The organism is Ramlibacter tataouinensis (genome assembly GCF_001580455.1).
Taxonomy (GTDB): domain Bacteria; phylum Pseudomonadota; class Gammaproteobacteria; order Burkholderiales; family Burkholderiaceae_C; genus Ramlibacter; species Ramlibacter tataouinensis_B.
In genome coordinates, this window is record NZ_CP010951.1 from 1,512,655 (window position 1) to 1,526,806 (window position 14,152).

The 14,152-nt window shown below is 66.6% G+C and carries 10 protein-coding genes; 2 read left to right on the forward strand and 8 right to left on the reverse strand.

Annotated features, from left to right (window positions below):
- Positions 1-23: 23 nt before the first annotated feature.
- The 6 genes from UC35_RS07295 to UC35_RS07320 form a co-directional block, all read right to left on the reverse strand.
- Positions 24-1,856: an AMP-dependent synthetase/ligase gene (locus tag UC35_RS07295; RefSeq protein ID WP_061497610.1), complete on the reverse strand. Its 1,833-nt coding sequence runs from the start codon at positions 1,854-1,856 to the stop codon at positions 24-26.
- 1 nt (position 1,857) lies between these two features.
- Positions 1,858-2,631, reverse strand: a complete 774-nt coding sequence (locus tag UC35_RS07300) for an ABC transporter ATP-binding protein (protein WP_061497613.1) — start codon at positions 2,629-2,631, stop codon at positions 1,858-1,860.
- Positions 2,628-3,488, reverse strand: coding sequence for an ABC transporter ATP-binding protein (locus tag UC35_RS07305; RefSeq protein WP_061497615.1), 861 nt, complete (start codon positions 3,486-3,488; stop codon positions 2,628-2,630). The genes UC35_RS07300 and UC35_RS07305 overlap by 4 nt, the downstream gene beginning before the upstream one ends.
- Entirely contained in the window at positions 3,485-4,561 is a 1,077-nt protein-coding gene (locus UC35_RS07310; RefSeq protein ID WP_061497617.1) for a branched-chain amino acid ABC transporter permease, read from the reverse strand. Before UC35_RS07310 ends, UC35_RS07305 begins: the two co-directional genes overlap by 4 nt.
- Before the next feature lie 172 nt (positions 4,562-4,733).
- Positions 4,734-5,609 carry a branched-chain amino acid ABC transporter permease gene (locus UC35_RS07315; protein ID WP_061497618.1) on the reverse strand — a complete coding sequence of 292 codons (876 nt, stop codon included), beginning with the start codon at positions 5,607-5,609 and terminating at the stop codon, positions 4,734-4,736.
- Between the two features lie 22 nt (positions 5,610-5,631).
- Entirely contained in the window at positions 5,632-6,798 is a 1,167-nt protein-coding gene (locus tag UC35_RS07320) for an ABC transporter substrate-binding protein (protein WP_061497620.1), read from the reverse strand.
- Between the two features lie 331 nt (positions 6,799-7,129).
- Between UC35_RS07320 and UC35_RS07325 the strand changes: the two genes are divergently transcribed.
- Positions 7,130-8,890, forward strand: a complete 1,761-nt coding sequence (locus UC35_RS07325; RefSeq protein WP_061497621.1) for a carboxylesterase/lipase family protein — start codon at positions 7,130-7,132, stop codon at positions 8,888-8,890.
- A 41-nt stretch (positions 8,891-8,931) separates the two neighbouring features.
- Here the strand turns inward: UC35_RS07325 and UC35_RS07330 are convergent, their stop codons facing one another.
- Together UC35_RS07330 and UC35_RS07335 are read right to left on the reverse strand one after the other, a co-directional pair.
- Positions 8,932-9,870 (reverse strand): isopenicillin N synthase family dioxygenase, encoded by a 939-nt coding sequence (locus UC35_RS07330; protein WP_061497623.1) that lies wholly within the window; start codon positions 9,868-9,870, stop codon positions 8,932-8,934.
- Between the two features lie 33 nt (positions 9,871-9,903).
- Positions 9,904-12,621, reverse strand: coding sequence for a LuxR C-terminal-related transcriptional regulator (locus UC35_RS07335; protein ID WP_061497626.1), 2,718 nt, complete (start codon positions 12,619-12,621; stop codon positions 9,904-9,906).
- A gap of 183 nt (positions 12,622-12,804) precedes the next feature.
- Between UC35_RS07335 and UC35_RS07340 the strand changes: the two genes are divergently transcribed.
- Complete coding sequence (locus tag UC35_RS07340; protein ID WP_227820489.1) at positions 12,805-14,127, forward strand: DUF1214 domain-containing protein; 1,323 nt, start codon at positions 12,805-12,807, stop codon at positions 14,125-14,127.
- Positions 14,128-14,152: the final 25 nt, after the last annotated feature.

The window sequence follows — 14,152 nt, forward strand, 5'->3', positions numbered from 1 at the left end:
CACCGAGCACGCGATCGCTATCGCTATCGGCCCTGGTACATGCCATCGATCACCGCAGCGTACTTCTTCTGCACGAAGCTGCGCTTGAGCTTCATGGTCGGCGTCAGTTCCTCGTCCTCGGCGGTGAGCCGCGTCTCGAGAAGGCGGAAGGCGCGCACCTGCTCGACGCGCGCGAACTTGCGGTTGACCTTGTCGACCTCGGCCTGGATCAGGGCCCGGACTTCGGCAGCGCGTGCCAGGCTCTGGTAGTTCGAGAACGGCACGTCGTGCTGCTGCGCCCAGGTCTCGACGTTGTCCTGGTCGATCATGATCAGCGCCGTGAGGTAGGCGCGGCGGTCGCCGATCACCACCGCGTCGGTGATGTAGGGCGAGAACTTCAGCTCGTTCTCGAATTCGCTGGGCGTGATGTTCTTGCCGCCGGCCGTGATGATGATGTCCTTCATCCGGTCGGTGATCCTGAAGAATCCTTCGTCGTCCACGCTGCCGACGTCGCCGGTGTGCAGCCAGCCGTCGGCATCGATCGTCTCGGCGGTCTTCTCCGGCTGGTTCAGGTAGCCCATGAACACACCCGGACCCCGGATCAGCAACTCGCCGGTCGCAGGATCGACCTTCACCTCGTTGTGCGCGCAGGCGCGGCCGATCGAGCCGGGCCGGATGCGGTCGAAGGGCATCGAGGTCGCCGCACCGCCGGACTCGGTCTGGCCCCAGCATTCGAGCATGGGCACGCCGAGCGCAAGGTACCAGCGCACCAGGTTCGGCGAGATCGGCGCGGCGCCGGTGACAAGGAAGCGCGCGCGATGGATGCCGATCATCCGGCACGCGTTGTTCAGCACCAGCGCCTTGGCGACGGCGAAGCGCGCCCGCAAGCCCCATGCGGGGCGCTGGCCGGCCAGCAGGCGATCGGCGACCTGCTCGCCGACGGCGATGGCCCGTCGCCAGGCCCACTGCTGCACCGCGCCGGCTTCCGCCACGGCGAGGTTCACCGCGGAATAGAACTTCTCCCACACGCGCGGGACGGCGAGGAACACGGTCGGCGCGATCTCGCGCACGTTCTCCGGCACCGTCTCGGGGTTCTCGACGAAGTTCAGCACCGTGCCGGTGTAGATGGCGATGTACTCGCCGCCCAGGCGTTCGGCCATGTGGCACAGCGGCAGGAAACACATCCGCTGGTCGCCCTCGTGCTGCGGCAGCGCGGCGTTCCCGCCGCGCACGGAATGCATCAGCCCGGCGTGGCTGTGCATCGCCCCCTTGGGCTTGCCCGTGGTGCCGGAGGTATAGACCAGGATGGCAAGGTCTTGCGGCTGGCGGCACTGGCGGCGCCGGTCGAACTCGCCGGGCTGGCCCGCATCGTGCGCGCCACCGCGGTCGCGAAGCGCCGAGAGGCTCATCACCATCGGATCGTCGCAGTGCTGCAAGCCCGTGGTGTCGAAGACGACGATGTGGCGCAGCAGCGGCAGTTCCTCGCGCGCGGCCAGCGCCTTGTCCAGCTGCTCTTCGTCCTCGACGAACAGCACCGTGGTGCGCGAGTCGGCGCACAGGTACTGCACCTGGCTCGCCGCGTCGGTGGGGTAGATGCCGTTGGACACGCCACCGGCGCTCAGCACCGCGAGATCGGCGATCACCCATTCGATCACCGTGTTCGACAGGATGGACGCGCAATCGCCCGGCATGAATCCCAGAGATGCGAGACCCATCGCGGTCTCGCGCACGGCCTGCGCGGTCTCGTCCCAGCTCCAGCTGCGCCAGACGCCGAGTTCCTTCTCGCGCATGAAGACGCGCTCGCCGCGGCGCGCCACGCCGTTCCAGAACATCGCGGTGATGGTGTCGCCCTCTGCGCACGAACCGATGTGGGCCATGCTACCTCCAGTTCTTCTTCATCTTCCAGCGCCGCTCCCCGCGGGCACCGGCTTCCTTCATGCCGAGGTAGAACTCCTTGATGTCGTCCTTCTCGCGCAGCACCTCGCAGCGGTCTTCCATGACGATGCGGCCGTTCTCCAGCACATAGCCGTGGTCGGCGGCATTGAGCGCCATCTGGGCGTTCTGCTCCACCAGCAGCATGGTGGTGCCCCGCTCGCGGTTGATGCGCACGACGATCTCGAAGATGTCCTTCGTGAGCTTGGGCGACAGGCCCAGGCTGGGCTCGTCCAGCAGGATCAAGCGCGGGTCGGCCATCAGCGCCCGGCTGATCGCCAGCATCTGCTGCTGCCCGCCCGACAGCAGGCCTGCCGGCTGGCTGGCCCGATCCTTCAGGATCGGGAAGTAGCGATACACCGCCTCGAGATCGCGCGCGGCGCCGTCGCGGTCCTTGCGCGTGAACGCGCCCATCGCGAGGTTGTCGCCCACCGACAGCAGCGGAAACACCTCGCGCCCTTCGGGCACGTGGCTCAGGCCCAGGCCGACGATGTGGGCCGGGTCGCGCGCTGTGATGTCATTGCCGGCGAACTCAATCGTTCCCTTGCGCGGGTCGATGATGCCGGAGATGGTCTTGAGGATCGTCGACTTGCCGGCGCCATTGGCGCCGAGCACCGTGACGACCTCGCCTTCACGCACGCGCAGGCTCACGCCGCGCAGGGCCTTCACCGGGCCGTAGGCGCTTTCGACGTTGGACAGCGTGAGGATGGCGTCGTTCATTGCATCACCTCCGCCTCCGGCACGCGTTCCGGCTCGGCCACCAGCTTCGGTCGCCGCAGCGACTCGGCTTCGCCCGCCGTGCCAAGGTAGGCCTCGATCACCCCGGGATGCGACTGCACTTGCGCCGGCGTGCCGAGCGCCAGCACCCTGCCCTGGCTCATCGCCAGCACACGGTCCGAGACCCGCGAGACCAGCGACATGTCGTGCTCGACCATCAGCACGGTGATGCCGAGGTCGTTGCGGATGTCCTGGATCCAGAAGGCCATGTCGCCAGTCTCCTCGACGTTCAGGCCCGAAGACGGCTCGTCCAGCAGCAGCAGCTTCGGCTCCGTGGCCAGTGCCCGCGCGAGTTCGACCACCTTGCGCACGCCGTAGGGCAGGCCCGTGACCAGCGTGTCGCGGTAGTGCTGCAGGTCGAGGAATTCGATCACTTCCTCCACCTTGCGCCGCGTCGCGCGTTCGGTGCGCCGCACGGCAGGGCTGAAGACCAATTGACTCCAGAAGCCGTGCGCATGGTGCACGTGACGGCCGATCAACAGGTTCTGCAGCACCGTCGCGTGCTCGAACAGCTCGATGTTCTGGAAGGTGCGCGCGATACCCAGGCGGGCGATGGCGTGCGGGGCGACCTGACCGAGCGCGCGGCCTTCGTATTCGATGCTGCCGGCACTGGCGTTGTAGATCCGGCTGATCAGATTGAAAACCGTCGTCTTGCCGGCGCCGTTCGGGCCGACCAGCGTGAATACCTCGCCGCGCTGCACGTCGAAACTCACACCGTCGACGGCGCGCACGCCACCGAACTGCACGCACAGATCGCGCACCGACAGCAGTGGCGCGGTCGTCTGGGAAGCACCGCTCATCGAACCCTCTCGGACTTCTGGAAACTCTTCTGCCGCGCGAACATGCCGCGCCGGTAGAACGGGAACATCTGCAGCCAGGTCCGCACCTTCACCCAGCGGCCGTACAGCCCGTACGGCTCGAACAGCACGAAGGCCACCAGCACCGCGCCGTAGACAAAGGCCTGCAGCCCCGGCGCCTGCCCGATCGCGGCCGGCAACAGGTCCTTCACGGCGGCGATCGCCTGCGGCATGGCGATCAGGAAGATCGCGCCGAGGAAGACGCCGTGGATCGAACCCAGCCCGCCGATCACCACCATCAGCAGCAGGTCGATCGACTGCACGATGCCGAACTGGTCGGGCGAGATGAAGCGGATCTGGTGCGCGTACAAGGCGCCTCCGATGCCGGCCAGCGCAGCGGACACCGCGAACGCCAGCGTCTTGTAGTAGGCCAGCCGGATGCCCATGCTCTGCGCCGAGATCTCCGAATCACGGATGGCGACGAACGCGCGCCCGACCGGCGCGCGCAGCAGGTTCAGAACGCCGAGCGTCGCCAACACCGTGCACGCGAGGCAGACGAAGTAAAACGACGCCGCACTGTCGGCGCGCCAGCCGAAGATCTGGAGGCCGGCGACGGAAAGGCCGGCGTTGCCGCCGGTCACACCCTCCCACCGCGCGAACACCTCTTCGACGATGAGGCCGAAGGCCAGTGTCGCGATACCGAGGTAGATGCCTTTGACGCGCAGCGCGGGCAGCCCCACCACCACGCCGACCGCCGCTGACAGCAGCGCGGCGCATGAGACCGACACCGGAAACGGCACCCCTGCCGCCGCCAGCTTGGCCTCGACGTAAGCGCCGGCACCCAGGAAGGCCGCGTGTCCGATCGAGAACAGCCCGGTGTAGCCGGCCAGCAGCATCAGCCCCAGGCCGACGATCGAATAGATCAGCATGAAGCTCAGTTGAGCGAGGCCGTAGTTGCCCAGCCACCAGGGGGCTGCCAGCAATGCCAGCAGCAGCGCGCCGTACCAGAAGCGATGCCCGCCATGCTTGGCGAGGGCGATGTCCTGGTCGTAGGACGTTTTGAACGTGAAACGCATTCAGCCTCCGCCGAGCCGCCTCAAGGAGGCTGAGGCCCCCGAGGGGCTGAGGACTGCGGCTCCAGGCCTGCCCGCGCAGGCTTGGACAGCCCGAAGAGGCGCTGCCTCGGGCGGCGCCGCGGCCTGCAAGGCCAGCAAGTACACGAAGTGACGAGCGTGGGGGCCCATGTTCTTAGACCTTCTTAAGTGTTTTTTCGCCAAAGAGGCCGTTCGGCTTGATCACCAGCATCACAAGCACGACCACGTAGGCCGCGATGTCCTTCAGCCCCTCGGGCAGGTAGAAGCCGGCAAAGGCTTCGACCAGGCCGACCAGCAGCCCGCCGACGATCGCACCGGGCAGGCTGCCGAAACCGCCGACCACGGCGGCCGGAAAGGCCTTCAGGCCGATGAAGCCCATGTTGGCGTGCACGAAGGTGATGGGCGCCAGCAGCAGCCCGGCGACGGCCGCCACGGCGGCGGCCAGGCCCCAGACCAGCCCGTTCAGGCGTTGCACCGGGATGCCCATGTAGTAAGCCGCCAGCTGGTTCTGCGAGCTCGCCTGCATCGCGATGCCGATGCGGCTGCGGCTGAACAGCAGGTACAGCAGTCCGCACAGCAGCGCGGTGGCAACGATCACCGCCAGCTGCTCCACTGCCAGGACCATGCCGCCGAGGCGCAGCACTTCGTCCTTGTACGGCACGGCGAGCCGGTGCGTGTCGGTGCCGATGGAGGGCACCATCGTGATGGCGCCGCGTGCCATGTAGCTGATGCCGATGGTCAGCATCACGACGGCGAAGGTCGGTTGGCCGAGCACCGGCCGCAGCGCGACGCGCTCGAGGCCGATGCCGAAGCCGGCCATCGCCACGACGACGATCGGCAGCGCGGCCCAGAACGGCAGGCCCAGCACGGTGGTCAGCGCCAGGCCGGCGAACCCGCCGAGCATCATCAGCTCGCCCTGGGCGAAGCTGACCGTCTCGGTGGCCTTGTAGATCAGCACGAAGCCGAGCGCGATGAGGCCGTATATGCAGCCCTGCGCGATCCCGCTGACGAAAGTCTGTAGCACCTCCAAGCCGGCCTCCCTCGCGTCGTCTTCAGCGGGCCGGCTTGGTGTAGCCGGTCAGCACTTTCCAGCGCCCGTTCTGCAATTGTGACAAGCGCGCGGCGTCGCTGCCCAGGCGCTTGGTCGGCGAGAAGGTCAACGCGTCGGTGCCGAACATGTCGGGCGCAAAGCTCATGCCGTCCATGGTCTTGACGAAGCTGTCGGTGGTGAGATTCGGGCCGGCCTTCTCGGCCGCCTTGATGAACAGGTCCATCAGCACGTACCCGTAGACCGAGACCACGCTAGGGTCCTCGTTGAAGCGCGTCTTGTACTTGCCGGCCCAGGCACGCAGCGCCGGCGAGCCGTCGTCGACATAAGGCTGCTGCGGGCCCATCGCGGCATAGAGACCGTCCACGGCCGGGCCGCCCAGCTTCGGGACGAGGTCGGTGTAGGCGGCGGTGGTGCCCAGGAACACCGGGCTGAAGCCGGTCTTGCGCGCCTCGGCCATCGCGCCGACCGTCTCGCGGATGATGGTGCCGAGCACGACGAAGTCGCAGCCGGCCGCCTTCATGCGCGCCACCTGCGACGAGAAATCGGTGGCCCCGCGCTTGTACGAGGTCTTCTCGACGAGCTGCTGGCCGATGCTCTTCAGGCCGTCCTCGGCCCCGCGCAGCATCTCCAGGCCGCCCTCGTCGTCCTGGTACAGCATGCACGGCCGCTTCAGGCCCTTTTCCTTCGCCAGCATCGGCGCGGTGACGAACAGCGCGTCGTAGTACGACACGTTCAAGGCGTACTTCAGCTTGTGCGCCGGCTCGTACATCTCGCGCGCGGCGGTCAGCGGCATGAAGTTGACGATGTTTTTCTCGAACAGCAGCGGCATCACGGCGATGTTGTGCGCCGTGCCGACGTGTCCGGCCATGATGAAGATGCCATCGCTGTTGACCAGCTTCTGTGCCGCGAGCACTGCCTTGCGCGGGTCGTAGGCCGAGTCCTCGACCAGCAGGCGGATCTTGCGTCCGTGGATGCCGCCCTGCTCGTTGAGCTCGTCCACGCGCAGCTGCATGCCAGCACGCGCTTGCTTGCCGAAGCCGGCCGCCGGGCCGGAGAGGTCCTGGATCGATCCGACGAGGATTTCGGTCTTGCTGACACCCTGGGTTTGGGCCAGGGCGGCGACAGGCAGCGCGAGGACAAGCCCCAGAAGGGCGATGACGGGTTTCATGGGTTTGCTCCAAGTCACGTTGGACGTGGGCGCAAAGGGCGCGCCTCACGTGCGGCCAGCAACGTTAGGCGATACACCTTTGAACGAGGCCCCCCCTTTCTGGAGGGGCGGGCAACCCCTGATGGCGCGAGTACACGGGCCCGGCGCTGTGGTCTGACATCGCCGGTGACGACCTTCCACGGCCGTCGGCTGTCGCTTCTAGTGGTTAACTCGCCTACCCGTTTCGGGGGGTTTGGCCGTCCCGCCTTCCCTCTTAGTCTGTGCGCCGCTACGCCAAAGTAGTACTGGAGGTTTCGAAACAACCGGCGTGGTCACCATGGAGATAAGAGACATGAGTCGAATCATCCGCAATGCCCGCTGCATCGTGGCTGCGGCCGCCCTGACTGGCAGCTTGCTGGCCCACGCCGCGCCGTCGGTCTTCATTGCCCAAGGCGCAGTCCTGGGAACCGACAGTACCGGCCAGGACGTGTACCGCAACATCCCATACGCCCAGCCGCCGGTGGGCAACCTGCGCTGGAAGGCGCCGATCCCAGCCGGCGCCTTTGCAGGTGGCACCCACAACGGCTCCGACCCGTCCCTCAAGATGTGCAAGCAGAAGGCCATGCCGTCGGGCACCACGCAGGAGATCACGGTCGGCGACGAAGACTGTCTCTACCTCACCGTGTCCCGCCCGGCCGGCACCACAGCCAGTTCGAACCTGCCAGTCTTCTTCTGGATCCACGGTGGCGCCTTTGCCATTGGCACCGGGGGCCTCTACGAACGCTCCACGCTGGCGACCGACAACAACATGGTCGTGGTCACGATCAACTACCGCGTGGGGCCCCTGGGCTTCAGCGCCCTGCCCGAACTCGGCCGCGAGGCGCCGGACCACTCGACTGGCAACTATGGTTTTCTCGATCAGGTCGAGGCACTGAAGTGGGTCAGGAGCAACATTGGCGCCTTTGGCGGCAACCCCAACAACGTGACCGTCGCAGGGGAATCGGCCGGCGGCATCAGCGTCATGCTGCATCTCTCGTCGCCCAGGTCGCGCGGCCTGTTCCAGAAGGCGATCGCCCAGAGCCCGGCGCAACTGCTCATCGGCAACGTGCTGCCAGGTTGGCTGGCCGTTGAACGCGCCAACGAGATGACGGCGGCCATGGGCTGCAATGTCAGTGGCGACGCTGCCAAGTTGGCGTGCCTGCGCAGCAGGACCGCCGATGAGATCACCAGCACCGCGGTGTTCTCACTCGGCAGCGCACTGGCCAACAAGGGCTTGAAACATGCGCCGGTGGTCGATGGCGTGGTGTTCCCGATCAACCCGATGGATGCCATCACCACCGGCCAGATCGCCAAGGTGCCGATGATCATCGGCAGCAACCGCAGGGAAGGCCATGCGGTCGTCGCCACGATGGAGCGTGGCCTGGGCCGCCAGGTCGTCAAGGCCGACGTCGACCAGGCACTCGATGCCTTCGTGCATGGCTATGCGCTGGACGGGCTGGTGGACTTCTCCCTCCAAGCCATGGTCTACACCCTGTACCCGCCTGCCTTCTATGGCAACGACTATGGCCGTGTGTTGTCGGAAGGCGTGTCCGGCTTCGACTTCTCATGCCCCGCCGCAGTGTTCCGTCGCCGCCTGGCGCCCCAAACCGCCGTCTATGGCTACGAGTTCGAGGATCCCAACTCCCCGGGCATCCATCCGACCCGCGTCGGGCTGACGGGCTCCGCGCATGTCGACGAACTCCACTACCTGTTCAATCACGGCAGGAACGTCCTGAATGGCGACCCGATGCCGGCCCTGAGCTCCTCGCAGCTGGACCTGGCTGCGAAGATGCGAAAGTACTGGGGCAACTTCGCCCGCACCGGCAATCCCAATGGCTCGGGGCTGCCGAGTTGGCCGAAGTTCAGCGACGCCTACGTCAACCTCTTGCCGTACGAAAACCGTCTCGAGCTCTTCCAGCGCCTGTCGCCCTCGAACTTCGACGGCGGCATCAAGACCCGCTACAAGACGCCGATCAACCAGATCGACTACGACTTCGACGATGTGCACGGCTGCAGGCTGCTCGACACGCTGATGCCCATCTCGCGGCCGCTGGTACCGGTGATGATTTACTGATTCGCGTGTCGCGGGCTTCCGGCGCGCCGGGGCAGGTCAGATCAGGCGCCTGCGCGTTTCCCGGACAGATGCTTGTAGGTCTCGGTAAAACGCTGCTGGAGGTAGTCGGCGGCCGTCACCGGGGGGGACTTCGGCGCCTCGCCCGGCGGCACGCAGCCCGGCAGCGCGCTGACCAGTGCATCCGGGTTCGGGTCCAGGAAGAAAGCGATGGAGTAGCGCTCCTGGCGCGGAGGCAGCACGCGGTGCGGCGTGGAGACGTACACGTCGTTGGACCAGCGCATCAGGCAGTCGCCAATGTTGCAGACGAAGGCACCCGGCAGCGGCGGCACGTCGATCCAGCCGCCGTCGCGGCGCCGGACCTGCAGGCCCGCGACACCGTCGGTTGCCAGCAGCGTCACGTTGCCGTAGTCGGTATGGGTTCCGGCGCCCGCCTGGCCGGCCGGCGCGTCGGATGCGAAGGCTGCCGGGTAGTGAAGCAGCCGCAGCGTGGCCTGTGGCCGGTCAATCTTGTCGGCGAAGAAGTCCTCGGGCAAGCGTAAGTCCAGGGCAAACGCCGCGTGCAGCCGGCGGCCGACGGCGTGCACGGCGTCGAAATAGGCCTGGACCCGCTCGCGCCACCCGGGCAGTGCCGGCCACACGTTGGGCGGCCGGGTCGCCTCGTCGGTCCAGATGACGTTGAAAGCCTCCTTCAGGTCGGGCTGCGCCTTCTCGTCGAGCGATTCGGTTGCGAGCGCAACGTAGCCGCGGTTGTGGCCGTGCGTGCCGATGGCCAGCCGCTGCTTCGCTTCGAGCGGCTGGGCGAAGAACTGCGCGGCCGCCGCAAACGTGTCGGCGATCCGCTCCCCCGCCACCCCGTGGCCCGTGATGGCGAAGAAGCCGGTGTCCCGGCAGGCTGCACCGATAGCGCCCGCGACGGCGGCGCGACGGGTGGGGTCGGCCGACTGCAAGGCGGCAATGTCGATGATCGGGATCTGCGTCATGACACCATTGAAGTGGAGTACTGCCTGCCGAAGCTACTCGATCAACCCTTGCTTGCGCGCCCGGGCCAACGCGTCGTAGCGGCTCGACACGCGCAGCTTGGCCATGATGTTGCGGAGGTTCCACTTCACCGTTTCGGGGGCGATGTTCAGCGTTTGCGCCACGCGCTTGCTGGACATGGCCTTCGAGATCAAGGTCAAGATCTCGAACTCGCGCGGTGTCAGGCTGACGCGCTCCTCCGTGGGGTCGACGCGGGCCGAGGCCGCTTGCTTTTTCACCGCCTCCGGGGCTTTGGTGCTGCCGCCGCCGAATCTTGAGAGCAAATCGGCAAGGTATTGGGAGGCCTGGGCATCGAGCTGGGCGTGTCCTTGAAGCCGGGCCAGCAGTTGGCCGACCCGCGGGCCTTCGTCCACAAAGGTCCGCACCAGGCCGAATCGAGCCCCCGCGTGCAGCACGTGGAGCAGCAGTTCGTCGGCCTCAGAGTCCCGCCTCAAATAGTCGAGTGCGAGCGCGGAAAGAATGTCCGCCGACACCACCATCCTGCCGCGCCCATACCGCTGGGCCACTTGGCGCACCGTCGATAGCCCGCGCAGCGCGTCTTCGGGGTCGCTGTTGACTAGGGACAGGCGGGCACGCGCCAAAGCGGCCAGCGCCGGTATCTCGGCGCGCAGTCCCTCGGCGTTGGCGTGGCGTTCGCCCAGCCCGTTCAGCCGGGCCGACAGGTCGGCGGCACGTGCGCGGTCGCCCTTTTGCAGCAGAACGCGGACTTGTTCGGCCAGCATGTAGGCCACCGGACGGTCCAGGCCCAGGCTGTGATAGTGCGCGGCGTGCCAATCGAGAAACGCGAGCGCCTTGTCCGGCGACTCCTGCAGGCCATCCAATCGGGCGTGGCAAAGCGCAGCCGAGATCATCAGGGAGGGCATGGCCGACCGAAGAATGCTGACACGGTTGGAGACCGTCTCGCGCGCATCGTCGATGCGGTCCAGTTCATAGTAGGCATCGGCCAGCGTTGCGGCGCACATGTCGGCGCAGGCGGACTGGCGCCCATGCGCACTGATGCTGCGGGCGAGCTCGATCGTAATCAGGCGTGCCCCTTCCCTGGCGTTGCCCTCCTGCAGCATCAGGGAGGCGCGCGTGGCTTCGGCCAGGATCGCCATGTCGCTCAGGCGGTCTTCGGGGGCGATCGGGTTCTGGTCGAGCAACCGGTACGCGTCGGCATAGCGGCCGACCGCCGAATACGCCGACATCATCAGCACCAGGTACGAGTGGCGCAGGAACCGGTTCTCGAACACCTGGTCCCTCATGGGCTCCAGCAGGTCGAGGGCGCGCCTGGAATCGTCGCGGTGCAAGGCCACGGCGCCATCCACCAGGGGCAGCTTGGACGAGATGGCCGGTATCGTCGCGGCCTCGCTCTCGCGCATCTTGGCGATCCATCGTTCACCCTCGGCGGGACGGGCCGAGAACGCGAAGGAGAGGCACGCGAGAAAGAACAGGTTCGGATGCGCGTGCAGGGTTTCCTGCGGCACGCGTTCCAGCAGGTTCAGCATGAGGCGGATGTAGCTTAGGCTCCAGGTGGCCGGGGCGGCGTTCTCGATTGCCCCGACGGCAAAGTCCAGGTCACCGCCGTGGATGGCGTGTCGAACGGCTTCTATGAGCAGGCCGCGGTCGGCGAACCACCGGCTGGCGCGCCGGTTGGCTTGCTCGACGACCGCTCGCCCGCGACGCTTCAGGCGCGTGAACAGGAGATCGCCGAACAGCGGATGGAAGCGGTACCAGAGCAGGTCGTCCTCGAACTCCACGCGGTAGATGAACAGGTTCTGTTCCTCCGCCTGCTGGATCAGCTCTGCCGCGTTCGACTGCCCGGTCACCGCCTGCGCCAGGTCGGCGTTGAAGCGGCGGCAGACCGACGTCTGCTCCATGAAGTCGATCGATGCGGCCGGCAGGTGGGCCAGGACGTCCTCGGCCAGGTAGGCCTGAAGCTCGCTCGAATTGCCACCCAATTGCCGCAGGCCGGTGCGCGTTTCGGGCCGCGTGCGCAGCATGATCGCCATGAGTTCCAGGCTGGCGGGCCAGCCGCTGGTCTTGTCGTGGATCAGCCGCACTTCGTCCGGCCCCAGCTTCATCGCGCCGAGGTTGCGGTCAAAGAAGGACCGCGTTTCTTCCAGGTTGAAGGGCAACTCGCTGAACCCCACTTCCGCCAGGCGCCCCAGCACCCGCAGGCGGCTGACGGTCAGGGGCGGCGTGGTGCGCGAGGCGATCACGACGTGCAGGTTCGGGGGGCAGTGGTCGATCAGCTTTTGCATCAGCCCATGTGCGCGCTGATCGCTGACATGGTGGTAGTCGTCGACGATGAGGTACAGGTCCTTGGATGAGGAACTCGCGGCCGCGGCGTTGACGATGGCGGCGACGACGACATCGGTCGATTTCCCGATGTCCCCGTCAAGCAGCGCGTCGTCTTCGACCGGAATGCCCAGGCGGCGCAAGGCCGCGAGCAGATAGGCACAGAAGGTCGCGAGATCCTTGTCGTCGTGGCTCAGGGACAGCCAGGAGACCTCGTCGCCGTTCTTGATGAGCTCCTGGCGCCACTGCGCCAGGAGCACCGTCTTGCCGAAGCCGGCGCTGCCGGTGATCAGCGCGAGCGTGCAGCGCTGCTCGCTGCGCAGCAACTCCAGCAGATGTCCTCTATGGATATATCGCGCGCCGATCTGCGGCGGCGCGAACTTCGTGGAAATGAAAAGCTTGTCGAAATTCATCGATCAGGAACGCACTTCCAGGGGCAAGGTGAACAGTGCCATGACCCCACCTATCGTAAACCCGCCCCAGTTCGCTTTGGGTGGGGCGGCAGGGCGCAACCGGGCCATAGATTCTCCGGCACCCACAACCCTTTGGAACCAACGATGACAATGGAAACTACGACGCCACCCAAGCGGCTGCTCGTGCCTGCGCTGCTGCTCGCGGCATTCGCCCCAGCCCATGCCGCCACGTCGCCGCAGCCGAGTGACGCCGGGACGGCAGCAAGCCAATCCGCGCCGGCCGCCGTGACCGACCAGGAGATCTCGGAGGCCTACGTGTACCTGCTCGGCCGGCTGCTGGTTCTGCGTCAGCAGCGCCTGGACTTCGAGCGCGAGGGCCTTTCCTGGAACACGCTCGTCCACCGCGAGGCGGGTGGCGTGAAGTGGTCCAACCCCAACCTGGACGTCGTTTACAGCGAGGCGTGGGTCGCCGTGGACGAACAGTCTTGCGTGCTGCTGGAGATCCCCAAGATCACAGGCCGCTACTACGGCTGGCAAATGCTCAATGGCTGGGGCGAGACCGTCCTCAACATCCACGACCGCAATTTCCCCCAGCAACCGCATGGCCGCTACGCCCTGTGCCTGAAGGGTGCGAATGTGCAAGTCCCTGCGGGTGCGCTGCGCATCGACCTGCCCAGCCGGACGAGTCGCGTGCTGGCACGCATCGAGCTGGGCAAGGATGCCGCGGAGGCCGTGCGCCTGCAGCATCAGTTCAAGCTCACCCCGCTCGGCCAGCCGAAGATCGAGCCGCCGCCGCAGGTGCCCTTGTTCACCTTCGCACAGTTGCCCGGTGCGGAAGCGTTCGAGCAGGCGTCGGCGATCCTGGCCAGCGAATCCGACATCAATCCCGGCATGGACGCGGTCCGTGCGTACGTGCGCGCGGCAGAGGCGATCGTCAAGTCGGGGCCCGAAGGCCGCGCGAGGGTGGAGAAGGCGATCCGCGAACTTGGCGTGCCGGCGCTTGGCAAGTACCGCGCTACGCTGGGCAAGACGCAGGGCGGCTGGTCCCAGCCCACGCTCGGCAACTATGGAAGCAGCTACCCCGCCCGCACCCTGACCAACATCGCCGGGATCTGGGCCAACAATGCCCGGGAATACGTTGCCTACGCGGCGCGTGGGCTCGATGGCGGCGCCGTCTACACGCAAACCTTTCCCAAGGAGGCACTGCCGAACGGCAAGGCCAAGTACTACTGGTCGGTTACGGCCGTCGATGCGAAGCAGTTCCACGTCATTCCCAATCCGCTCAAGCGCCACATCCTGAGCAGCAACCTGTCTCCGTTGAAGTTCAACGCCGATGGCTCGCTCACCCTGGTGTACGCGCCGAAAAAGCCTGACAACCATCCCGAATCGAACTGGCTGCCAACCCCCGAGGAGGGCAAGTACAACCTGACCTACCGGTTCTACGGGGCCACGGACGATCTGATGGAAGGAAAGTACTTCCCGCCCCAGCTCGTGAAGGCACCCTAGGCTCCCTCTCCCTCCCCCTCCGGGG